Origin of the sequence: Vibrio sp. Y42_MX_L11, from assembly GCF_024181785.1 — a bacterium.
Classification (GTDB): Bacteria; Pseudomonadota; Gammaproteobacteria; order Enterobacterales; family Vibrionaceae; genus Vibrio; species Vibrio diabolicus.
The window spans coordinates 148,663-171,231 of record NZ_JAMZAP010000011.1 but is presented as its reverse complement, the minus strand read 5'-3'; the positions used below and the strand labels follow the sequence as shown (position 1 = coordinate 171,231).

The 22,569-nt window shown below is 45.1% G+C and carries 24 protein-coding genes and 1 pseudogene; 16 read left to right on the top strand and 9 right to left on the bottom strand.

Going from position 1 to position 22,569, the window contains the following annotated elements:
* Positions 1-121: 121 nt before the first annotated feature.
* The 5 genes and pseudogenes from NL643_RS13355 to NL643_RS13335 form a co-directional block, all read left to right on the top strand.
* A pseudogene (locus NL643_RS13355) lies at positions 122-1,366 on the top strand (FAD-dependent oxidoreductase); the annotation flags it as partial.
* Positions 1,367-1,479: 113 nt separating this feature from the next.
* Positions 1,480-2,604, top strand: coding sequence for a M14-type cytosolic carboxypeptidase (locus NL643_RS13350; protein ID WP_253644577.1), 1,125 nt, complete (start codon positions 1,480-1,482; stop codon positions 2,602-2,604).
* A gap of 457 nt (positions 2,605-3,061) precedes the next feature.
* The gene (locus NL643_RS13345) at positions 3,062-4,042 is read left to right on the top strand and encodes an OmpA family protein (RefSeq protein ID WP_005395330.1); all 981 of its coding nucleotides are present in this window, start codon (positions 3,062-3,064) and stop codon (positions 4,040-4,042) included.
* Positions 4,043-4,178: 136 nt separating this feature from the next.
* Positions 4,179-5,048 (top strand): LysR substrate-binding domain-containing protein, encoded by an 870-nt coding sequence (locus tag NL643_RS13340; protein WP_253644576.1) that lies wholly within the window; start codon positions 4,179-4,181, stop codon positions 5,046-5,048.
* A gap of 161 nt (positions 5,049-5,209) precedes the next feature.
* A complete protein-coding gene (locus tag NL643_RS13335; protein ID WP_253644575.1) occupies positions 5,210-5,983 on the top strand; it encodes a phosphotransferase enzyme family protein in 774 nt (257 codons plus the stop codon).
* On the opposite strand, the gene NL643_RS13330 is transcribed toward NL643_RS13335, so the two are convergent.
* Positions 5,980-6,855: a LysR family transcriptional regulator gene (locus NL643_RS13330; RefSeq protein ID WP_047008005.1), complete on the bottom strand. Its 876-nt coding sequence runs from the start codon at positions 6,853-6,855 to the stop codon at positions 5,980-5,982. The genes NL643_RS13335 and NL643_RS13330 overlap by 4 nt on opposite strands.
* Positions 6,856-7,111: 256 nt before the next feature.
* On the opposite strand from NL643_RS13330, the gene NL643_RS13325 reads away from it, so the two are divergent.
* Positions 7,112-7,348: a hypothetical protein gene (locus NL643_RS13325; RefSeq protein WP_005395322.1), complete on the top strand. Its 237-nt coding sequence runs from the start codon at positions 7,112-7,114 to the stop codon at positions 7,346-7,348.
* A gap of 77 nt (positions 7,349-7,425) precedes the next feature.
* Here the strand turns inward: NL643_RS13325 and NL643_RS13320 are convergent, their stop codons facing one another.
* Positions 7,426-8,922: a peptide MFS transporter gene (locus NL643_RS13320; protein WP_005395321.1), complete on the bottom strand. Its 1,497-nt coding sequence runs from the start codon at positions 8,920-8,922 to the stop codon at positions 7,426-7,428.
* A gap of 334 nt (positions 8,923-9,256) precedes the next feature.
* A complete protein-coding gene (locus tag NL643_RS13315) occupies positions 9,257-10,627 on the bottom strand; it encodes an L-serine ammonia-lyase (protein ID WP_005395319.1) in 1,371 nt (456 codons plus the stop codon).
* A gap of 131 nt (positions 10,628-10,758) precedes the next feature.
* Here NL643_RS13315 and NL643_RS13310 point away from each other — a divergent pair, with 131 nt between their 5' ends.
* The gene (locus NL643_RS13310; protein WP_253644574.1) at positions 10,759-11,601 is read left to right on the top strand and encodes a YdcF family protein; all 843 of its coding nucleotides are present in this window, start codon (positions 10,759-10,761) and stop codon (positions 11,599-11,601) included.
* Here NL643_RS13310 and NL643_RS13305 read toward each other — a convergent pair.
* Positions 11,591-12,247, bottom strand: coding sequence for a hypothetical protein (locus NL643_RS13305; protein ID WP_253644573.1), 657 nt, complete (start codon positions 12,245-12,247; stop codon positions 11,591-11,593). The genes NL643_RS13310 and NL643_RS13305 overlap by 11 nt on opposite strands.
* Before the next feature lie 249 nt (positions 12,248-12,496).
* Positions 12,497-12,763, bottom strand: coding sequence for a DUF333 domain-containing protein (locus NL643_RS13300; protein WP_005395313.1), 267 nt, complete (start codon positions 12,761-12,763; stop codon positions 12,497-12,499).
* 278 nt (positions 12,764-13,041) lie between these two features.
* Here NL643_RS13300 and NL643_RS13295 point away from each other — a divergent pair, with 278 nt between their 5' ends.
* On the top strand, positions 13,042-13,560 hold the full coding sequence (locus NL643_RS13295; RefSeq protein ID WP_005395311.1) for an NUDIX hydrolase: 519 nt from the start codon (positions 13,042-13,044) through the stop codon (positions 13,558-13,560).
* A 436-nt stretch (positions 13,561-13,996) separates the two neighbouring features.
* Here NL643_RS13295 and NL643_RS13290 read toward each other — a convergent pair whose 3' ends face one another.
* The 4 genes from NL643_RS13290 to flgA form a co-directional block, all read right to left on the bottom strand.
* The gene (locus NL643_RS13290; protein WP_253644572.1) at positions 13,997-14,743 is read right to left on the bottom strand and encodes a lytic transglycosylase domain-containing protein; all 747 of its coding nucleotides are present in this window, start codon (positions 14,741-14,743) and stop codon (positions 13,997-13,999) included.
* A complete protein-coding gene (gene flgN / locus NL643_RS13285; protein WP_253644571.1) occupies positions 14,724-15,161 on the bottom strand; it encodes a flagellar export chaperone FlgN in 438 nt (145 codons plus the stop codon). The genes NL643_RS13290 and flgN overlap by 20 nt, the downstream gene beginning before the upstream one ends.
* Before the next feature lie 20 nt (positions 15,162-15,181).
* Positions 15,182-15,463, bottom strand: coding sequence for a flagellar biosynthesis anti-sigma factor FlgM (gene flgM / locus NL643_RS13280; protein WP_006741305.1), 282 nt, complete (start codon positions 15,461-15,463; stop codon positions 15,182-15,184).
* Between the two features lie 135 nt (positions 15,464-15,598).
* A complete protein-coding gene (flgA, locus tag NL643_RS13275) occupies positions 15,599-16,396 on the bottom strand; it encodes a flagellar basal body P-ring formation chaperone FlgA (protein WP_006741306.1) in 798 nt (265 codons plus the stop codon).
* Positions 16,397-16,473: 77 nt separating this feature from the next.
* Between flgA and flgB the strand changes: the two genes are divergently transcribed.
* Genes flgB through NL643_RS13235 form a run of 8 tightly spaced genes read left to right on the top strand, consistent with a single transcriptional unit; the run spans position 16,474 to position 22,562 of the window.
* Positions 16,474-16,836 (top strand): flagellar basal body rod protein FlgB, encoded by a 363-nt coding sequence (flgB, locus tag NL643_RS13270; protein WP_005395306.1) that lies wholly within the window; start codon positions 16,474-16,476, stop codon positions 16,834-16,836.
* Positions 16,837-16,838: 2 nt separating this feature from the next.
* The gene (gene flgC / locus NL643_RS13265; protein ID WP_005395305.1) at positions 16,839-17,273 is read left to right on the top strand and encodes a flagellar basal body rod protein FlgC; all 435 of its coding nucleotides are present in this window, start codon (positions 16,839-16,841) and stop codon (positions 17,271-17,273) included.
* Complete coding sequence (flgD, locus tag NL643_RS13260; protein ID WP_005395303.1) at positions 17,273-17,956, top strand: flagellar hook assembly protein FlgD; 684 nt, start codon at positions 17,273-17,275, stop codon at positions 17,954-17,956. The genes flgC and flgD overlap by 1 nt, the downstream gene beginning before the upstream one ends.
* A gap of 27 nt (positions 17,957-17,983) precedes the next feature.
* On the top strand, positions 17,984-19,180 hold the full coding sequence (gene flgE, locus NL643_RS13255) for a flagellar hook protein FlgE (RefSeq protein ID WP_253644570.1): 1,197 nt from the start codon (positions 17,984-17,986) through the stop codon (positions 19,178-19,180).
* A gap of 12 nt (positions 19,181-19,192) precedes the next feature.
* Complete coding sequence (flgF, locus tag NL643_RS13250) at positions 19,193-19,924, top strand: flagellar basal-body rod protein FlgF (protein ID WP_006741308.1); 732 nt, start codon at positions 19,193-19,195, stop codon at positions 19,922-19,924.
* Positions 19,925-19,951: 27 nt separating this feature from the next.
* Positions 19,952-20,737 (top strand): flagellar basal-body rod protein FlgG, encoded by a 786-nt coding sequence (gene flgG / locus NL643_RS13245; RefSeq protein WP_005395297.1) that lies wholly within the window; start codon positions 19,952-19,954, stop codon positions 20,735-20,737.
* Between the two features lie 32 nt (positions 20,738-20,769).
* On the top strand, positions 20,770-21,441 hold the full coding sequence (flgH, locus tag NL643_RS13240; protein WP_005395295.1) for a flagellar basal body L-ring protein FlgH: 672 nt from the start codon (positions 20,770-20,772) through the stop codon (positions 21,439-21,441).
* Positions 21,441-22,562: a flagellar basal body P-ring protein FlgI gene (locus tag NL643_RS13235; RefSeq protein WP_031780462.1), complete on the top strand. Its 1,122-nt coding sequence runs from the start codon at positions 21,441-21,443 to the stop codon at positions 22,560-22,562. The genes flgH and NL643_RS13235 overlap by 1 nt, the downstream gene beginning before the upstream one ends.
* The last annotated feature ends 7 nt before the right edge of the window (positions 22,563-22,569 follow it).

The following is a 22,569-nucleotide window of genomic DNA, read 5'->3' as shown; positions in this document are numbered from 1 at the left end:
CGTTAAATAACAGTAATAGATCAAAACTGGGGATCGCGGTCAAGAGGTCTGTCGCACTAACATTTGTAAACGATCACTGGATCACATTGTTTTAATTCTGAAATTGGCTGCGGAATGACGGGAAAAACAGGTGGTTGTTATCGAAAAGGGCTTGTGTGGCAGTGGGGCATCTGGCGCGAATGGCGGCTGTATGCTGACATGGTCTACCAAGTTCCCGACGTTGAAACGGTTATTCGGTGAAGAACATGCTGTTTGGTTGGTAAAAGAGTCGGAACAAGCGGTGTTGGAGATTGACGACTTTTGTCAGCAATACAATATCGATGCGCAATTATCGTTAAAAGGGGTTTATTACACCGCAACCAATCAGGCTCAGAAAGGTGCAATGCAGCCAGTTGTCGACGAGTTACAACGGCTAGATGTGAACAGTTGGCGTCGTTGCTCGGTGGAGGAACTGCGTGCCAATGCGAGTTCACCTCGCCATATTGAAGGCTATCACTCTCCGGTTGCTGCTAACGTACAACCCGCCTTACTCGCGCGAGGGTTACGCCGTGTTGCTATTGATCTGGGTGTAGAAGTTTATGAGAACACGCCAATGACGCGTCTAGATTATGGAGAACCTGCGACTGTTTGTACTCCTGAAGGCAAAATTCAAGCACATAAGGTGGTGTTGGCATTGAACGCATGGATGGTTGAGCAATTTAAGCAGTTCAAAAACAGTATTGTTGTGGTGTCTTCGGATATGGTTATTACCAAACCGCTTGGTGATACTTTGTCTCAATCTGGTTGGCAAGCAGGTTCGAGTGTCTTGGACTCACGCATCTTCGTACATTATTACCGAGATACGCCAGATGGCCGTTTGATGCTAGGTAAAGGCGGTAATCAGTTCTCTTTCAACAACCAAGTTGATGCGATGTTTAACAAGCCGACGCGTTATCAAACGCTACTAAAAAAATCATTCGACAACCTTTTTCCTCGCTTAAAAGGGGCTGAATTTGAGTACTCTTGGACTGGCGGTTCGGATCGTTCCGCAACTGGTTTTCCTTTTTTTGGCCAATTGGATGAGCAAAGTAATGTCTTTTACGGGTTTGGTTATTCAGGTAATGGCGTTGCCCAAACTCGAATGGGTGGAAAAATTTTATCGTCGTTGGTGTTAGGGCTAGATAACGAATGGACGCGAAGTGGTTTAGCGCAAGGACCGTTTGGGTATTTTCCACCAGAACCAATACGTTGGCTGGGAGCAATGATGGTACGAAATGCTGTTCGCCGAAAAGAGGAAGCGGAAGACAATGAGAAACATCCGTTTGTTTGGGATAAATGGCTAGCGAAACTCGCAGGACCAGCAGGCAAAGCGGATAAGCTCGACTAAACTGAAGACTTTAGCCACAAACGAGACAGTTTGCAGTGAAAGTCATTGGGGGGCGATGTAGCCTTGTGTTAGCCTCTGTCTTTCAAGCTCAGATTTAAAAGGTGAGTAATATAATGAAAGTATTCAGCAACTTCGATAGCGGCAGCATTCACGTAGTGAAAGCGGACGACAAAAATGACATCCAACTTAAAATCCCTAATGACAATATGTCGGAATTCTACCAGTGGTTCCATTTCCGTCTAGAAACCGAAGCCGAGCAGTCGCACACGATCAAACTGCTTGATTTGGCTAAGTCGGCTTATCCAGAAGGGTGGCAAGGTTACGATGTCGCGGCGTCTTACGACCGTGAAGAATGGTTCCGTATACCAGCAGAGTTCGATGGCGACACGCTGACTTTCACTGTTATCCCTGAGCGTAGCTCAATTTACTTCGCGTACTTTGCGCCTTACACATACGATCGTCATTTAGACTTGTTACACATGGCACAAAGTGCGCACCATTGCCAACTAGAAACATTAGGCCACACATTAGACGGCAATGACATGAGCTTGCTAACGTTTGGTGAGCCGGAAGAAGGCAAAAAGAAAATCTGGATGATTGCACGCCAACATCCGGGTGAAACCATGGCTGAATGGTTCATGGAAGGCATGATCCAACGTTTACTGGATGAAAATGACACTGTTGCGCGTGCATTACTGGAAAAAGCAGTGCTTTACGTGGTACCAAACATGAACCCAGACGGTGGTATTCGCGGCCACTTGCGTACGAACGCGGTAGGCGTGAACTTGAACCGTGAATGGCAAACTCCGTCTATGGAGAAAAGTCCAGAAGTCTACCTTGTGCGTCAACGTATGCTGGAAACGGGTGTTGACATGTTTTTAGATATCCATGGTGATGAAGCAATTCCTTACAACTTCGTCGCTGGCTCAGAAGGTATTCCTTCTTACGATGAAAATCTTGCCACTTTAGAGGCATCATTTAAGCAAGCGTTACTGACTATTACACCTGAGTTCCAAGATGAGATTGGTTATGATAAAGATGAGCCGGGTAAAGCGAATTTGACGGTAGGCTCAAACTGGGTCGCGGAGCAGTTCAAATGCCTGTCGTACACGATCGAGATGCCATTTAAAGATAACAACAATCACCCAGAACCGCTTTATGGTTGGTCACCAGAACGCAGTGTATTATTTGGGCAAGATGTCTTAGCTGCAACGCTTACCGTGGCGGATAAAATCTAGTTCGATAACTTAACGTCTGTTCATTATTTCGAAAACAGCTCATTTTAAATGAGCTGTTTTTTTATGCCTTCGGTATCCATTCTCTCCTGTAAAAATTTGTTGCCATTCACAGGCTTAAATGTTGATTCTTAAATTTGAGAATATGGGTTTTTATGGTGATTTGCGTCACAGAAAACTGGCTATTTTGTGATATTCTCCGCAACGAATTGACTATGGCTAAACCAACGCAACGAGACTTTATTTCTCGGTTGGGTATGCGGATGAAGCTCATGAATAGATGGTCTTGAGGTTATCTTTCTCCGTTTTACGTCATTGGCGTTTGAATATCATTTTTTGATTCTTTCCTACGCTATTTAGCTATTTCTGTTCGAAGAAAAGAGAAAGTTACGGCTTCATATTTTACGGCAGTATGCTGCCTCGATGTGTTGCTTTGTGTACAAGAAAAAGGAAAAGAATAATGAAAAAAATCGCTATAGCAGTGGCTACTGTACTTGCTGGTGGTGTGATCTCAAACGTTGCACTTGCTGACACTTACATGGGCGGTAAAGTAGGTTACAACTCTCTAAATGATGCGTGTTACCTAAACGAACCTTGTGACGACGACAGTTTTGCAGCATCTATGCACCTGGGCTACAGCTTCAACGAGTACGTTGCAGCAGAGTACGGTGTTGATTACCTTGGTGACTTCACTGCAAACTTCAAAAAGCCGGGCCTAAACACCGTTGACGGTGATCTTTGGGCGTTGACTCTTGCTCCTAAATTCAACCTACCGCTAACAGATTCTTGGAATCTATTCGCGAAAGTTGGTGCTGCATACATGATGGCGGGTGACGAAAAAGATTTCGTACCAACAGGCTCTCTAGGTGCTGAGTACAAAATCAACTACAACTGGAGCCTACGTGCTGAATACCAACGTTACCAAGATATGTCTGATGACGTGATTGAAGACATGGATTCAGATTTCTTCGGTATTGGTTTTAACTACAAGTTCGGCTCTGAGCCAGTAGTTCAAGAAGAAGTGGTTGAGGAAGTAGTAGAAACACGCCCTGCAACACGTATTGTTGAGCATGTTTACCCTGCTCAAACAACAGCGACAGTACAATTCGACCTAGAAAGTGCAGAAGTGAAAGATGCATCGACTCTTTCTGGTACCGTTGATCTGATGAACACTTACCCACAAGCTCAAGTTGAGATCACGGGTTACAGTGATACGACGGGTTCTGCTGCGTACAACCAGCAACTTACAGAAAAACGCGCGAAAGCCGTTGCTGACGAGTTCCAAGCAAAAGGTATTGCGGCTGAGCGTATGACAGTGAAAGGCATGGGTGAAGCTAACCCAGTAGCAAGCAACGAAACACGTCAAGGTCGTCAAATGAACCGTCGTGTTGAAGTAGTTGTTCCTGCGTTTGAATACCAAACCACTGAGAAAGCAGAATAATTCCTGCTTAAGAGACAGTTCCAAAAGCCAGCGTGTATCACGCTGGCTTTTTTGATCCCACTTAACAAACTCAGCACTTTCATCAATTTGTCATCACCAGTTCATACCATGGCTGCCAAGTATTTGGGAGAGTGTTATGCAAAGTTTACCGCCGCTTAATTTGCTCCGAGCGTTTGAAGCCACGGCGCGATTACAGAGCTTCACTAAAGCCGCAGAGGAGCTAAATGTGACCCGTGCGGCCGTCAGTCAGCAGGTGAAATCGCTAGAACTGCAGTTAAATGCAACATTATTCGAGCGCAAGGGTACGCACCTTACGCTGACCAGCTCAGCAAAAGAATACTGGCCGGTGGTTAACCATGTGCTTCAAACCTTATCAACCTCGACCCATCATTTATTTACTCGCCCACAGAACAAGCAAATTACCTTACATGTCGCCCACAGTTTTTGCTCGCAATGGCTAATGCCAAGGCTGGCCGATTTTCAGCGTCAATTTCCAGATGTTTCCTTTAAGATCTCGACAACCGCGAATACGGTTCCAAACGCCAGTGCGATTGCAGATATAGAAATTATTAACGGAGATGGCGATTGGCAAGAGCAACAAGCTATTCAGCTTACCCAAGAAAACTGGATCGTTGTAGCAAGCCACGGCTTTATTCAGTTAAATCCGATTGATGACCTCACGAAGTTGTCTCAAACACCTAAAATTTGCACCGGGGGTTATCATGAATCTTGGCAGGTATGGTTTGCGTACCAAGGTTATCAAGGCAAGGTGAGCAAAGTGATAGCCGAATTTGAACATTCATTGCTTGCTATTCAAGCTGCAACTAATCAACTTGGTGTCTTACTGGTGAGAGACTTTCTTGTTGAGGATGAGTTACAACAAGGGATATTAGTGCAAATCGGAGATTGGGGTATGCCTAGCTCCGGCGCACACTATATGATGGTTAGAGCATCAGAAAAGTCACACGTAAACACCTTTGCCCAATGGTTAATACAAAGCCTTTGATGTTTTACGATCTATTTTTACAGCGGTACTTATTCTTGCGATTTACCTAACAAAATGCGCGGTTTCTTATAGGGTCAGTCAACCTTCTCTAAAAGCTTTGAGTGTATGATGATCTAGCTTTACGTTATCTGATGCGCGCTTAATCCACACAGGATACTGTTATGGACACAATGCAAGGCGGTAGAGAAAATGCCATCTATCGAAAAGGGAATTTGATATCTCGTCCTGCCAGTTATTGGACGATGACTATCCATCAGCTACTTACCTATCTTCATTCACGAGGCTTTACGGCATGCCCTAAAGCGGTTGGTATTGAAAAAGGAAAAGAGTGGGTTAGCTATGTCGAAGGAGAGACTTACAACTATCCATTGATTGGCAACATTGCTTCTGTTTCCGCGCTCCAATCTGCGGCAAAAATGTTACGCGATATGCACGATGCATCTGAGGGTTTCCTTAAGCAATATCAAAATGAAACGCTGCACTGGATGCTGCCACCACGAACACCACAAGAGGTGATTTGTCATGGTGATTTCATGCCATATAACGTGGCACTCCGTGGAGAGTTTGTCGTTGGTGTGTTTGATTTTGATACGGCGCATCCGGCGCCAAGAGTTTGGGATGTCGCTTTTTCGGTCTATGGTTGGGCACCATTTAAAACCGATGAGCACGATAAAATGGGCTGTTTGGAGCAACAAATTCAGCGTGCAAAACTCTTCTGTGACGCTTATGGCTGTTCGAGATTGGAACGGGAAGAGCTTGTGGAGGTGATGACACATCGACTCTCCGCGTTAGTTGATTATATGAGAGGGGTCGCAGCTCAAGGTGATGATAGGTTTCAAGCGAACCTAGAAGATTGCCATCATACCGCTTACCTCAACGATATCGAGTACCTAAGAAAACATAGACAAGTCATCACCCTAGGACTTTTAGGTTAGGGCTGGGTGATATCTTTAATGACATTGAATAACCACTGGTTTATCGGGGCTTGCTGTTGTGAGCGACGACAGCTCATCACGTAGCGAACATCAAGCTCTAACCCGCCAGGAAGCGCGATACTTCGGCAGCCCTTAGGCACATGTCCACTCATGGTTATACCAAAATGATCCGTTTGTAGGAGCACTTTTTGAATCATCGCAGGGTGTTCAATTTCTACCTTAGGTGTGGTTCGGAACCCCATATGGTTGAGTCTTTCCAACAACGGGTATCGGTAGTCGTTCCATCCCGGCGTTTTGAAAAGTAAAAAGGGGTAGTTTTCTAGCTCTTGGAAATGTTGAGCGGGATGCTCATCTCGAACAAAAAATACGGCTTTTCCTCGACCTAGTTCGTTTTGAATAATTGACTGCGGAAGATCCTCATCAAAATAATGAATCGCAATAGCGTTTTCACCCTCAGTTAATCGCTTTTTCGCGTCGCTCCCCCAACGTAAACAAGAGAACTTTGCTTTTGGGGCGTGTTTTAGTAATTCTAAGTAAAACTTGTCACCAAAGTAATCCCAAAACAATGTGTTCGCATAAATAGTGATCGAGCCGTCAAAATGAGCGGGTGAAAAACTCTGTGGTTTGATGGAATCAATACTGGTGAGTATTTGTTCAAAATGTGGCATGTTCGCTTCGACAAAAGCGGTCGGTTCAAAGCCATTTTTAGTCTGAATGAACAAAGGATCATCGAGCTGCGCTTTCATTTTTGTCAGGTTTTTGCTGATTGATCCTGAGGTCTTTCCGAGTGAATCTGCCACCAATCGGACGCTACGTAACTCATACATCCGTTTTAGTACCAATACGTTTTGAATGTCCAGATTAATGCTCATACATCGTCTCATTTATCTTCTGCCGAGAAATCATATCTCTGAATTTCTGAATAAAAGACAACGTTCGGTCAATTTAAGCATGCTGTCGTATCTTATGGTTTATTGAAGGCGACGGTGGACAGCAAATATGCTTGGTCATATCAATTTAGTGGTTTGGATTTCCATTTGGTAAATGATGACTTTCCTCGTATGAACATGTTTCTGTTGTTACAGTTTTTTCATCGAAAGAAAGTAAGAACAAAAACAGAGGTGACGTATGAAAAAATTAATCGCACTTGGTTTGATGGTTTGCTCAACAAACATAGCATTAGCTGGCGATGGGTCATACACGGGCACGATTGATATGACGATGGCTACGAAAAATCAGGTCGACGTCGAGCGCGCAGATTCTCAACTGACGCTGAAAGGTCGAAATGAAACGGCCTATGGCGGGGTAATCATCCAAACGGATGCTGCTACACAAAAAATTGAACTTCGTGGTCGACGTGATTAATCGAACATGTTGTTGTTAAGAAAATGCCGCGAATATCGCGGCATTTTTTATATTTTGAGATAGGTAAATCATCAAACTCAGCTTTGAACTTCAACCCCAGCTTCGATCTCGACTGGTTGCGCTTGAGTATCGCTTTCTTTCGCCGCATCAAGCATCTTGCGAATAATGAGTGACGCTGCCATTGCGATAGCGACCATCACGACAGCAAGGACAGTGAGTAATTGGAAATAATCACCATATACGTTTTGTACAATGTCTTGTGTGATGGTCTGTCCTTTCTCTAACGCGATAGAGGTTGAGAATGCAGCACCAATAATACCGCTTAATGCGATTGCCACAGAAAATAGGCTAACAGAGAAGTTTTCGATGTGCTTCGGCGCGACGGAAAGAATAAACGCTACGACCATCGAACCCACGATGACTTCTGCAATCGCCTGGAAGAAGTGAATAGCGAGAAAAATTTCTGGCATGATCACGACATCTTCACCCACGGTAGTCACGGCAAACGTCAAGATACCAAACGCTATCGCGGTCAGTACAAATGCCAAGGCGATTTTTGTCGCGGTAGAGAGGTAGATATCGCGCTTTTCCAGCAACCCAAAAAAGCCAGCTACGATAGGACCACCAACCATACACCAAAGCGGGTTCATTGCCATTGCTGCTTCTGGTTCGAGCGGAATAAAACCAAATAGAGAGCCTTTTAATGTGTTGATAGCAACCATGTTCATCGAGGTCATCATTTGTCCGTAGTAAACAAAGAAACAGGTTGTCAGCAAGGTCACAATTAAGATGGTCCCCATCTTCAAAGACTCAGCTTTGCTTGCTTTAAGCATCAGAGATATGAAGTATGCGATCGCCGCCCCTCCGATGGCGTATACGATATTTTGGCCAATATCCATGTTTGAAAACATGAAAAATACCAACGCGATCATTGCCAATGAAATCAATGCAAAAAGTACCCAGTTTTTTAAACTTACGGTTTTTTGATCAAGCTCAGAGGCTACGCCAACAAGATCTTTGCGGAATACCAATAGCATGATCAATGCCGCTGCTGCCATAACAGCAGAGATGGTAAAACCGCCATTAAAGCCGATCACAAGGACAATCATTGGGAACAAATATTGACCTAAAAAGGCGCCAACATTATTCACTGAATAATTGATTGGGTATCCTTTTTCAAAATCTTCTTGTGATTTGAACGTTCGTTTATAGAGGCTAGGGTAAGAGGGTGACATCAGGCCGCGGCCATAACTGGCGAGCGCAATACCACACATTGAAAGTGGAACGTTAGAAGCAGAAGCCCCCAGCACGAGTAATACGTAACCGGATGCAAAAGCGAAATATGCGATAGAAAGTGAGCGATAAGCGCCTAAAAACTTATCTGCAATAAAGCCGCCCGCAATCGCGAAAAGTGGCCCGATCGCCGAAAAAGCACCAACGATCATCATCGTATCGGCTTCGTTGTAATTTAGATCCTCTAGAAAAAATCGAGTTAGACTTACTAATACACCGTAAAATGATAAGCCAAACATCATTTGGCAGAACATCATGGATTTATTGAGTTTATTCCACATAATTTTGTACTCACATTAGCGGAGAAAGGTAGGTATTGTTATTTCTATTAAATAGTAATGAAACGAAAGATTGAGTATTGAAATAATTGTCGCATAACGTGGAAATGCTGCACTATATTTTCTAATGCTTAGGTGGCTAAATGCTAATGTGTTGTTCTAGATTAATTTGAATAAAGCAGTGCTTAATTCTGCTTTTCTTTAATTTTGTTATATTTATTACTGATTGGGGGCTGAAGGGGGGTTATAGGATTACTGGCAAATAAAAAGAGGTCTTGCGAGAAAGGAAATTGCTGACGAAGTGCATCGCCAGCAATGATATAGCGGGCTTATTTGATTATTCGCATGGCGGTGCCATATGAATGACGGCCAAGCCACCCAAGGAAGTTTCACGGTATTTTTTGTTCATATCTTTACCAGTTTGATACATGGTTTCGATAACTTTATCTAATGAAATAAGGCATTTGCTCGTGCGCTTTAATGCCATACGTGAGGCATTAATGGCTTTCATTGCGCCCATGGCATTTCTTTCAATGCAAGGCACTTGAACCAAGCCGCCGATCGGGTCACAAGTCATTCCTAATGAATGCTCCATCGCAATTTCCGCAGCAATACAAATCTGCTCGTTACTGCCGCCTCTGAGTGCCGTTAAACCAGCGGCTGCCATGGATGAAGAAACCCCGACCTCTCCCTGACAACCCACTTCGGCGCCGGAAATTGATGCGTTAGTTTTGTATAAGATGCCGATAGCGCCAGCGACTGCAAGAAAGTCTTTCAGCTGTTTAATATCAAGCTCTTTGATGAAGCGATGGTAGTACATCAATACCGCCGGAATAACCCCTGCGGCGCCATTAGTTGGAGAAGTAACGACTTGTCCTCCAGCTGCATTTTCTTCGCTAACCGCAAAGGCAAAGAGGTTAATCCAATCCATGATCTCCATTGGATCATTCTCAACTGCAGCGTTGGCTTCGAGCTTTTTCAAAAGGTTTGGTGCACGACGAGTGACATTGAGACCACCTTCTAAAATCCCTTCCGTATCGAAACCACGTTGCATGCAGAGCGACATCACTTTCCAAATTTGTTCTGCTCTTTGGCTAATTTCTTCATCTGAGCGGAATGCCAGTTCGTTTTGTAGAATCATACCTCCCAAACTAAAACCGTTAGTCTCGGCTTTTTCCAGCATCTCATCCGCTGATGTGAAAGGAAATGGTACCGCGACTTCATCTTGTTGCGTGCCGTTTTCTAGTTCGTCAGCGGTGGCGATGAACCCACCTCCGATGGAATAATAAATTTCAAACGCCACTTGGTCTCCCGCAGCGTCTAGTGCGGTAATCGTCATTCCGTTTTCATGCAGGGGAAGGTTGTCACTATGAAAGACGATGTCATGGTCGTAGCTAAACTCAATCTGGTGCGTACCAGCGAGCAGCAGCGTGTTGTTGTCTATCGTATTTTGTAGCGCACTTTTAGCGCTACTCATTTTGATGGTATCGGGTTTATTTCCCATCAAACCAAGGACAGTGGCTCGGTCTGTGTGGTGCCCTCTACCAGTGAGCGATAATGAGCCATAAAGGTCCACTTGCACCCGATGCACTTTCGCCATAGAGTCGCTAACTAGTTGAGTGAAATGGAATCCGGCAAGCATAGGACCATTAGTGTGGGAGCTAGAAGGCCCGACACCAATCTTAAATATATCGAAAATCGACAGCATAATTGACTTCCTTTAGCAGTGAACCTTTATAAAGGTCTCTAGAACAGTGTTGTTAACTAGATGTTAAAGCCTGTAGGCCGGGAGTGAAAGAAGATTTTTGTAACACTGCCAACTAAGCGCGAGATTTTGAAATGAAGTTAGACAATGTGGTCATTGTTTTAGGTAAACGCCTCGTCAATAGCAGATTGACCGTTGAAGGGGTAACAAGAGTCGAAGCCTTATCTAATACGATTGAGTCATTGCCGACAGAGCGAACGGCGATTATTTTTTGTGGTGGATTAACGCAAGGTCAACGCATTTCTGAAGCAGATGCAATGTACAGTTATTTTAAATCTCTCAATGCGGTCGCTGTGCATCCGTTCCCTGAACATCAAGTACTTTTAGAAAATCGCTCTTTGAATACGTTTCAGAACATGCGTTACGCTTCTCGTGTTTTGTGTGATAGTGGTTTGTTCCAGTTATGGTCAGCGCGTCCGGTTGAGGTCACCTTGTTGTCGAATGACTACCACCTTGAGCGAATCATAGAAATCCAAACCTTGATGGATGAGCAGGGATTATTACGAGTACTAAAATCTGAGTGCGCATCCATGGGCGTTACTCTCAACTTACCATTGGATATCAACAAACATATCAGCGTACCATACCCACATAAAGGGCCTGTGGCGGCGGCATTTTTATTACTGGATGAACTCACGACTTACCGAGTTTATTTAGAAGGGGTCAAGCAGGGAGCATTTTTACGAGACTTATCGGTTGTCCGAAAGAAGCCGCTTATGATCGCGAGACATGCCATTCAGCAATTGCTCGCTTTACCACTCGATAAAGATAGTTTGCAACAGATTGAAGACATGAAAAAGGCCGTCGAAATGACGGCCTTGGATGAATCTGTAGGAGCTGCGGAACAAGCGTTAAGGATCGTTCATCCGATATTAACTGCATTGAACCGCCGCTTGGATCCTGAGTCTATTCATTAAGTTCGCGTTTTGTGCGGACTGCGCTCAATGCGATCAAACAGTAGCAAAGGAGTTCCATGCCTTCTTCCGAAATATTTTTAACATCACGGATGTAGTTCTTGTCCATCACTTGTTGCCAAAAACTGCCCATGCCATACAAGCGAGAGAAGACCAACAATAGCATCACGGCACCAATTAACAGTTTCATGTGGGGAACCGTTAAGATAGTCGCCATTTCGTTCATGGTACCTTTACCACCGTGGTAAGCTTTGGCGCAAGCCAGTGCGGTTACAGCTAGCGCAGGAAAAACCCAAGAACCATGACGAATCATGTCTGTCCAATAGTCTGTTTCACGAATAATGAGCACCGCGAAAAAGCCGGCAATCAAAATGGCCGCATGCTTTAGCTGAGGCTGTTGTTTAGATAGGCTAAAAAATGACCATGACGCAATCGCGAGCATCACAAGCTGGAGTGTTTCTGTTATGGAAAGCTCACCAAGGCTTGAACCCAACACGACATAATCAAGGCGAAGACTGAGGTTAACGAGAATACTGATAGCGACAATCATCAATGCGCTTAAACTCGATTTATAAATGATGCGCTTTGACTCTTCAGTAACAACGTTGCTTGGGGCTGACTCGGCTTCTTTTACTATTTGTGTTTTCATCTTGCTCACCTGTTCCAGAAAATGTGGAAGAAATGTGAATTAGTGTGATCTGTGTTTGGGATTTTATTGTCCAAGTGGAAAGTTATGTCAGAGGAATGTCAAGAATAGAACACTGTTCGATATAGTATCGATGTGCGGTAAAGTCAGAGGTATGTAAAAATTAAGTGAGAAAGTTTTGATAAATCAAATAAAAAAGGAGCCTAAAGGCTCCTAAGTGATAGAGGGAATCTGACGTGTCGACAAAAAAATTTAGTAGTCGCCACTCTCACTTTCTTTATGATTGTCGCGATAGTATTCCCATTGCTCGACACGGTTATCGTCAGACAGCACGCAGTAGGTCACACGTTCGCCATTTTCCGAAACGGTATCCAACTCACCACCTTGCTGAACACAGTAAACGGCTGCAGGATTTGCGACGGAGGTATACTCAGTCGAGCGAGTGGCACCTTCGTAAGTTGAACAACCAGCCAGTACCAACGTTGCAGCCATAGCCATCATTAAATTTGTCTTTTTCATTCTTTATCTCCGCATGGGGTGGGCGAGTATTGTATTGATTATAGGCAACTTTCAGAGATTATTGTCTTATCGATGTTAAAAGTAAGAGGGACGTATAAGAATTTAGATATTCTCATCTTTTACTGGTTATCACGTCACACTTCTATTTGTTGCGGATTGTTACGAAGGTTAGAACCGTTGCGTTCAAACCAATGTCTTGAACGCATTTGGACCGACAACGATGATTTAAAGCGTGAAGTTCGGTAATATGCGCGCAAAACATGACAGTGGTATTTTCGATGAGACACTTAAAATCGACCGTTCATCCGGACATTGAGCACTTGGACGACAAAATTATTTTCCAGCGCAATGCGGCACGCGCCATCGTACTAGATGGTGAAGATGTGTTGTTGCTCTATACAGAGCGTTACCATGACTACACTTTGCCAGGTGGTGGTATTGATGATGGTGAAGATGTGATTGCTGGACTAGTTCGTGAACTAGAAGAGGAAACCGGCGCGCAGAATATCCATGGTATTAAGCCTTTCGGAATCTTTGAGGAATTTCGTCCTTGGTACAAAGACGACGCTGACGTAATGCACATGGTATCGTATTGCTATACATGTAAAATCGATCGTGAGTTAGGCGAAACGGCTTATGAAGACTATGAAGTTAAAAATGGAATGCGTCCAGTATGGATGAACATTCACGAAGCGATAGCGCACAATGAAAAGACCATGGCAGAAAGCCCGAAAAAAGGCATGAGCATCGAGCGCGAAACGTTTTTGCTTCAGTTGATTTCTAAAGAATTACTATAAATAACTTAGCTTGCCTCATAGTGACTTACCTACTCGTTGTTCTGTTAATAGGTCAGCTTTTAAATCGATAAAAAAAGTCCGGACTCCCCCCCGGAACCCGGACTTATTCCAGACGCGCAAGCGAAGCGTCATCTTGATATTTTAAATTTGTTTCGAACTATGAAAACAATAGCTGTTTTACATTTAGTGTGTAAATAATTATTAGGTCCAACCATTGGTTTTCATGTTTTTTGCAAACGCAATGTGACGCATATCTACCCAATTGGCAAGCGCAATTTGGGTACCTTTTAATAAACCACTACTCTTTCTTATCTTTGAGATACCTTACCTCAACTTTTTTGCACACGTTTGCATAGAGATCACGAGTTTTCAAATTGGCCGAACACGATCTTGTAATTTTACGTTTTTCTGACATTGGATTTTGTCGTGATTTTTATCACAAATTGACCAACGGAGGTAGTGGACTAAAGTCGATCAGCGGTTGCGAAACCATCGGAGCATCTGAAGCAAATAAGAGTAAAGGTTGAAATGATGAGGATTGTAACTGACCGATATCTATCAACTTTTCCAGCGCGAAGAATCGACTAACGTATTGGCGAGTCTCTTTAGGTAGTGTGAGCTTCTGAAAGTCGTTACTGCCTGCTCGCTGAATAGCGCGTGCGACACGCCCTTCACCTGCATTGTAGGCCGCTAATGTCAGCGCCATGTTTTGATCGAATTTGTTGTATAAAAACGTCAGATACTTGAGTGCTGCAGCTGTGCTTGCTTCTGTATCAAAGCGATCGTCTTGTTTTGTATCTACGGTCAACCCGAATCGTTGAGCTGTTGCTGGTATCAGTTGCCAAAGTCCGGCGGCGTTGGCATGAGAAACGGCTTTGGGGTTGTAAGAGGATTCCAACATTGGCACTAAGGCTAGACTCTTTGGTAAAGAGTGGCTTTGCAGTTGTTTGAAAATGTGATGAATCACCGGGCTGGATGAATCGAGACGCTTGGCAATTTGTGGTTTGTATGGGGCTAAAACTTGATATTGCGTTTGAATATCAGCTGGGCTTGGTTTCGCCTGACTGGTGATTGAAAGGCAGGATAGTAAGGCGATAAAAATAAAAAGGCCTACAGTACTCAGCCGAGATGGCGACTGAATCTGTAGGCAAGACGAACATCGTTTAGAACGATTTATCTTCATAAGTGTGTTGCACAGGTTGTTTGAGTTGACTGACCAACTCATGGAACGCCGCAGAGCTGTGGCCATTGCTCTGATTGTATTGTTGGCACTGACTTACCAACGTTTCCAATAGCGCCCATTGTTTTCTAGCTTGCATACCTATTTGGGCAGGCAAAGCATTGAAAATTCGTTTTACGCTGGCGTCATTACACGCTAACCCCAGCTCTCGCATACACTGGCTTCTATCACTGGCTGAGCGGTTAAGTTTATTGAGTATTGGCATTTGTTTCTGAACATTGTTACTCAGTGCCTCACCATCAAACTTTAAGTACAACGTTTTTTGCTGTTGAAGCAAAGGGATAAGTTGTTGATAGAGCTTGATATCCTCAGGTATTGAGCGAATAAATTGTTGAATTCGCTGCGATACTGCGCTTGCCATGATCTCTTCCTAGTGTGTTATTACTCGTGACCTGTATGGAATTGCATGATCGCCTTTGATAGTGCTTTGGTATCTAGGCTAAGTTCGCCACGCGCTAATGCGTTACGTACTTGTTCTACTTTTTCCATATCAACATCAGGTAGTGATGCCATTTCAGCTTGAGCGCGATCTATCGCTACGGTATTCGCTTGAAATGCAGGCTCGTGTACTTTGCTCTGTTCGACGACGTCGACAGGCTGTTTGCTTGCTTGCTGTAATTTTGTTTGTGGGACATGACCGCCCGCGACTTTGTCGATTTTCATGCTGTGGTCCTCATCATCATGTTCTAAATTAAGTAGGCGGTTAGGATGTGATAAACATTAAATATTTTTTTTGTACTCGAAATTCAGCGTTACTGACGAGAGCCAAAATTAAAAAATGTTACGCTGAGTCCAAAATCAAAATTGAGTATGAACCTGGTTTAACCCGGTTACGACAGCTCTAATGACCTTGCCAGAACTTAGGTTTTCTACTTCAATTTGTTGCCCTTTCGCACCATCTTCTAAGGCGACTCCTTTCGTGCTGGCGCTAAATCCATTTTTGCTCGCAATCACTATGACTTCATTGCCTTTTTCGATTAAAGGTGGAGCCGATAAATTGGATGGGTTGACCACTTGCCCTGCACGTAAACGGCGAGAGGTTTCTAAGCCTATTGCTTGTCCTGGGCGAGTATAAAAATCGTCTTGTCGCGAGATGGTGCGCGTTTCCAGTTTAACGTGCTTGGCAGTCACAACTTCATTTCGACCGACCGTGGTTGTGGCAACCAAGACAGGCAGTGTCAGAGAAGATTTTATCGTGACGTTAATTCGCCAGGGTGAAGCGATGTCATCGCAACTTACTGAGCGCTTAAGGTTTCCAACTGGCAACGCTTGATTGTCGCGACCAGTGATGACCAGAGGCGACTCACACTCAGGTAGGTGATTCGCCGAGCCTGGTACCCACATGTCGAAATCCAGTTGGTATTCTCCCCACTGGTTAGAGTGAGCATTTTGGGCCACTTCTTGTTTGAAATGCTCTGCTACAACAGATTTTATCTCCTCAACGCTTAGGGTTCTGCCAGAGGTGTTGGCGAAAGTTTGTCCTGGTATTAGAGCAAGCAGAGTTAGCATTAATGTTGAGGAAGTAAGCACTTTCCCCTTGCTTTTAATGCTTTCCGTGAGCCGGAAGTTTGGCTTCCATCCTTGTTTGTAAATCATTGATATATATGGCTATTTTTTATGGCACGCATCTTGTTTGTATGTTGGCGTATTCGAGCCAACTGTAAGGAAGATGCATGGCGATCACATTTGAAAATGCTTTAGGTGTACATCCAGAGGCACTTAATTTTCGCGTTCAGCGTACCAAAGTCCTTGCCAGTAACCTAGCAAATGTTGACACCCCTGGGTATTTGGCGAAAGACCTAAGTTTCACCACCGTAATGAACCAGGTGGCTGCAGGCGGTGTGAACAAACCAGTGCCTAAGTTTCAGGTTCAGGCCCAATACTCGGTGCCTTACCAGAACAGCAAAGATGGCAACACTGTAGAACTGGGTGTTGAACAAGCGAAATTCACGCAAAACAACATGGACTTTCAAACTAGCCTGACGTTTCTCAACATGAAATTTAATGGCTTAACGAAAGCGATTGAGGGACGTTAATTATGTCATTCACTGATATTTACTCGATCACTGGATCCGCGATGACAGCACAAACTGTGCGTCTTAACACGGTCGCCAGTAACTTAGCTAATGCGGACGCGGTGTCTGCAAATCCAGATGACGCTTATAAAGCGCTGAAGCCCGTATTCGCGACTGTGTACCAAAAAGCGCAGCTGACAACGGAAAACGGGGTTTATCCCAATGCTGAAGTTCGCATTGTTGACGTTGTGAAAAATGCGGGAGAAGCCGAGAAACGCTTTGAGCCAAACAACCCGTTGGCCAATGGTGAAGGTTATGTGTATTACCCAGATATCGATGTCGTGGCTGAAATGGCAGACATGATGTCAGCGACACGTAGCTTCGAAACCAATGTTGAAGTGTTATCAAATGTGAAAAGTATGCAGCAAGGTCTGCTTAGATTAGGGCAGGGCAGTTAATGAGTCTCGCACAATATACACCTTTATCGTCTGATGCTCCTGTGAGCACTAAAGCAAAAGAGAACAATGGCATTGCACCAAATCCTAAAGATATGAACAGTGCTTCTTCATTAGAGAACGAATTCATTTCTTTGATGGTGGCGCAGATCCAAAACCAAGATCCACTTAACCCACTTGATGGCACGGAATACGTTGGTCAGTTGGCTCAATTCTCTCAAGTTCAAAGTACCGAGAATATGTCCAAGACAATGCAACAGAGCATGATTCTCCTCGACAACATGCAAGTGCTATCGACAGCGGGGCTCGTCGGACAAACTGTTTACGTCAACTCCAAAGAATTTGAGCTTGGTGAAGGCGTACAGAACGGAAAAATCGAACTCGCTCATAGCTCAAACCAAGTGACGTTAGTTGTGAAAGATGAGTTTGGTCAATCCACTAAAGTGCCATTAGGTGCTCACGGCAAAGGTGACGTCGACTTTTCAATTAATCCTGAAGAACTTGGTCTTAAACCAGGCAAATACTCAGTGGCAGTAGAAGTGCAAGAAGGGCAAGCAAGTCCAAATGTGCTCATGGCTGGCACTGTTGAGCAAGTGCGTATTCCAAATACTGGCGGCGCAGCATTAGTCAATGTCCATGGCGTTGGCAACGTTCCTTTCTATCAAATCACTCAGTTTGGTGCTTAACCAAATAGGGAAATCAGAGGTCTTTTTATGAGTTTTAACATCGCACTAAGTGGTCTGGACGCGACCAACACAGAGCTAAACACAATCAGTCACAACATTGCCAACGCATCAACGTATGGTTTTAAAGGTGGCCGCACAGAATTCTCCGCAGTATACAACGGCATGCAACCTGGTGGTGTAGAAGTCGCGTCAATTTCACAGAACTTCGACAAAGACGGCAGTATCTCAGGAACTGGCCGTGCGATGGACTTGGCGATCAACGGTGGCGGATTCTTTGTCACTAAAGACAACATGGGTCAAACGCTATACACGCGTTCAGGTGTATTCGCGACAGATAAAGATAACTTTGTTACCGCTAACAGTGACGCAAAACTGCAAGGTTACAGTGTGGATAGCAACAACAACCTGATGACAGGCTCTGTGGGCAATATCCAAGTATCTACGTCATCACTGAATGCAAAAGCGACAGACGGTCTTGATTTTGTTGCAAACTTTGATGCAAGTGCGTCTGCCATTGATAAAACGGTAACGCCGTTTAATCCGGACGATCCAAACTCATTCAATTCGTCTTACACCACAAAAGTCTATGACTCGCTGGGTAACTCGCACACGGTAACCCAGTACTTCACTAAGACCGCTTCTAACTCTTGGGAAGTGAATGTTCAAGTGGATGGTGGCGCAACACCAGTGACAACGGTACCAGTAACGTTTGACAAAGACGGTTCGCTTTCTTCACCGACGGCTCCGTTTAATGTTTCATTCCCTGCGGCAGGCGCAAATGCGATGAGTGTCGACATTAACTTGAAAGGCAGCACGCAGTTTGGTGCGAAATTCGGCGTAAGTACTAACAGCCCGAACGGTTACACATCCGGTGAGCTTGCAGGAGTACGCGTTGAAGGTAATGGCATGGTTTACGCGACCTACACTAACGGCCAATCACAGCTGCAAGGTCAAGTTGTACTTGCAGACTTCGCCAACACACAAGGTTTAGCAAAAGTGAGTGGTACGGCATGGACTCAAAGCTTTAGCTCTGGTGCGCCAATCATGGGTGTCCCTGGTTCAGGTACGTTGGGTGATTTAACCCCAGGTGCGCTAGAAGGTTCTAACGTTGACCTAACCAGTGAGCTTGTGGCGCTTATGACCGCACAGCGTAACTACCAAGCAAACGCGAAAACCATCTCTACCAGCGACAAGCTAACTCAAGCTTTGTTTAACGCGGTGTAATGGGAGTTTTGCATGGATAGCTTGTTATTTACTGCAACGTCAGGTGCGAGTCGAGTTCTTAAGGCTCAGCACGTGCGTTCAAACAACTTATCAAACGCTGATACTGCTGGCTTTCGAGCGGATATGGAGCGCGTGCGCAGTGTAGAAATGCAAGGCCCAGGTTTTGATGGTCGCACTATGGTTGTGACCAACTCTGCCTCAACGCGTTTTGATTCTGGCGACATTATGAAAACGGGACGCCCGTTGGATGTCGCCATCATGGGTGAGGGTTATCTTGCTGTTGAAACTCCTGCGGGTAACGAAGCGTACACGCGAGCGGGCAATATCCAAGTCGACACTTTTGGTGCCATGACCATCAACGGTTTTCCTGTTCTTGGTGAAAATGGGCCTTTGGTTGTGCCTGATTATCAAAAGATTGAAATTAGCGAGCGTGGTCAAGTATCCGTGATTCCGCCAGGTGGTGGCGCAGAAATCGTCGCGGGAACGTTGAAGTTGGTTAAACCAGAAATGAACCAACTTCAAAAAGAGAGTGACAGCCTACTGCACAGTGTAGATGGCGTGCCATTCGCTGCCGATGAAACCGTGCAACTTTCTCCTGAGCACATCGAGGGCAGTAACGTATCTGCCATTGATGAGTTGATTAGCGTGATGTCGTTAACGCGTAACTTCGAGATGCAAGTTCGCATGATGAAAACGGCCGAGACGTTGGCACAAGCTGGTAATAAATTAATGGCGGCGAGATAAGTCTCGCCCCGCAAGGAGTAATAAAAAATGCATTCAGCATTATGGGTAAGTAAAACAGGCATGGCAGCGCAGGACACGAAGATGACTGCCATTTCTAACAACCTAGCGAACGTAAATACAGTTGGCTTTAAGCGTGACCGAGTTGTATTCGAAGACCTTTTCTACAGCATTCAGCGTCAACCTGGTGCTCAAGTAGACCAAGTTAACGAGTTGCCAAGTGGTATTCAGCTAGGTAGCGGTGTTCGCGTAGTTGGCACGCAAAAAGTGTTTACGCAAGGTAACACTCAAAATACAACACAAGAGTTGGACCTTGCCGTTATGGGACAGGGTTTCTTTCAAATCGAAAACTCGGATGGACAGATCATGTACACACGTAATGGTCAGTTCCATGTCAACTCTGAAGGCTTAATGGTGAACAGCCAAGGCTTGCCGTTAGAGCCACAAATTCAGATCCCAGATAATGCCTCTTCATTCTCTGTTGGTGTTGATGGCACGGTAACAACAACGACGGCCGACGATCCAACGCCACAGCAGCTTGGTCAAATCACGCTCGCAAAATTCATTAACCCAGCAGGCTTAGAGGCCGTGGGTGGTAACTTGTTCCGTGAAACGGAAGCCAGCGGCCCGGCAGATGAACTGATTGCTGGTGAAGATGGCGCAGGCCTCATCAAGCAAGGTGCATTGGAAGGTTCAAACGTACAAGTAGTGGAAGAGATGGTCGACATGATCACGACTCAACGTGCGTATGAGATGAATGCGAAAGTGGTCTCTGCTGCAGATGACATGCTGAAGTTTGTTTCGCAATCAATGTAAGTATGAAATTGGTGATGATGAAGGAAAAAGCAATGAAATGGCTTTCTAAGAGTTGGGCAGTAGCCGCCGTGTTGCTGGTGGGATGTGCCGGCCGTCAGGAATTTATTCCGCCTGAGCCAAATGCCGAGGAATACGCACCACCAACGCTCGATTACACGTTGCCGGAAACCCAGTCTGGTAGCCTTTATCGTCATCAATACACGATGACCCTGTTTCAGGATCGTCGTGCTTACCGAGTTGGCGATGTGTTAACGGTTCAACTATCAGAAGAAACCTCATCGAGCAAAAAAGCGGGTACTAAGTTTGGCAAAAGCTCAGCGGTTAATTTCGCGGCGCCGACCATAGGAACGAAAACGTTCGATGAGCTAGGGGTTAGTGTCGATGGCAGCCGCAACTTTGATGGCAGCGCTTCAAGCTCACAGGGTAACAAGCTGCAAGGTGCTATCACCGTAACGGTACACGAGGTGTTACCTAATGGTGTATTGCGTATCAGTGGCGAAAAATGGCTGCGCCTTAACCAGGGAGATGAGTTTATTCGTCTCACTGGCATTGTTCGTGTGGATGATATTAATCGCAGCAACCAAGTTTCTTCTCAACGAATTGCTGATGCACGAATTACCTACGCAGGTCGCGGAGCTCTGGCTGACAGCAACGCAGCCGGATGGCTAACTCAATTCTTCAACAGCCCATGGGTACCTTTCTAATGAAGACAATGCAATCTTTCTTTACGTCTTTCCTATTGGTGTTGACCTTGGGATTACCAACCACTTCACATGCTGAAGTGGAAATTCCGATCATGGACTTGGTCGATGTACGCGGCATTCGAGAAAACCAATTGGTTGGTTATGGTTTGGTGGTTGGCTTAGCTGGCCAGGGTGACCGAAACCAAGTGAAATTTACTTCTCAATCTATTACCAACATGCTTCGTCAGTTTGGGGTTCAAATTGATGACAGTATGAACCCTAAGCTACGAAACGTGGCTTCTGTGAGCGTGACAGCAACCGTTGATCCAATGGCGGGCCCCGGACAAACTTTGGACGTGGTCGTGTCTTCAATTGGTGACGCGAAAAGCCTCCGTGGCGGTACGCTATTGTTGACGCCTTTACGCGGTATTGATGGTGAAGTGTATGCCATTGCACAAGGAAACGTCGTGGTGGGCGGTTTGTCTGCAGAAGGGCGAAGCGGCTCCAAAGTCGAAGTTAATACACCAACGGCAGGTCGCGTCCCGAATGGTGCGACGTTAGAGAGAGAAATCAAAACTGATTTCAACCAGCGTGATGAAGTCACCTTAAACCTGCGTAAACCAAGCTTCACGACGGCAAAAAATATCGCGCGTGAAATTAACAATACTTTTGGGCCTAACGTTGCTGTTGCGATCAATAAAGCGCGCATTGATATGCGTGCACCAAAAGATACCCAACAGCGCGTAGTGATGATGTCGATGCTTGAAGAAATGAGCGTCGTGGAAGGCCGCAAGCCGGCTCGAATTGTCTTTAACTCTCGCACGGGAACGGTCGTGATCGGTAAGAGTGTCAAAGTGAGTGAGGCGGCAGTGAGCCACGGCAACTTAACCGTGCGAATTTCTGAATCACAACAAGTCAGTCAGCCAAATGCGTTTGCAAATGGCGATACGAAAGTCGTTAACCAAACGGATCTTGATGTGAACGAAGATTTAGCTCAAATGGTGATTTGGCCTCCAGGCACGGAGCTCAACACTATTGTGACTGCGGTAAACAGCTTAGGTGCCACACCTACTGACTTAATGTCTATCCTGCAAGCACTGAGCGAAGCGGGTGCATTGAACGCTGAATTGGTCGTGATTTAAGGAGTTA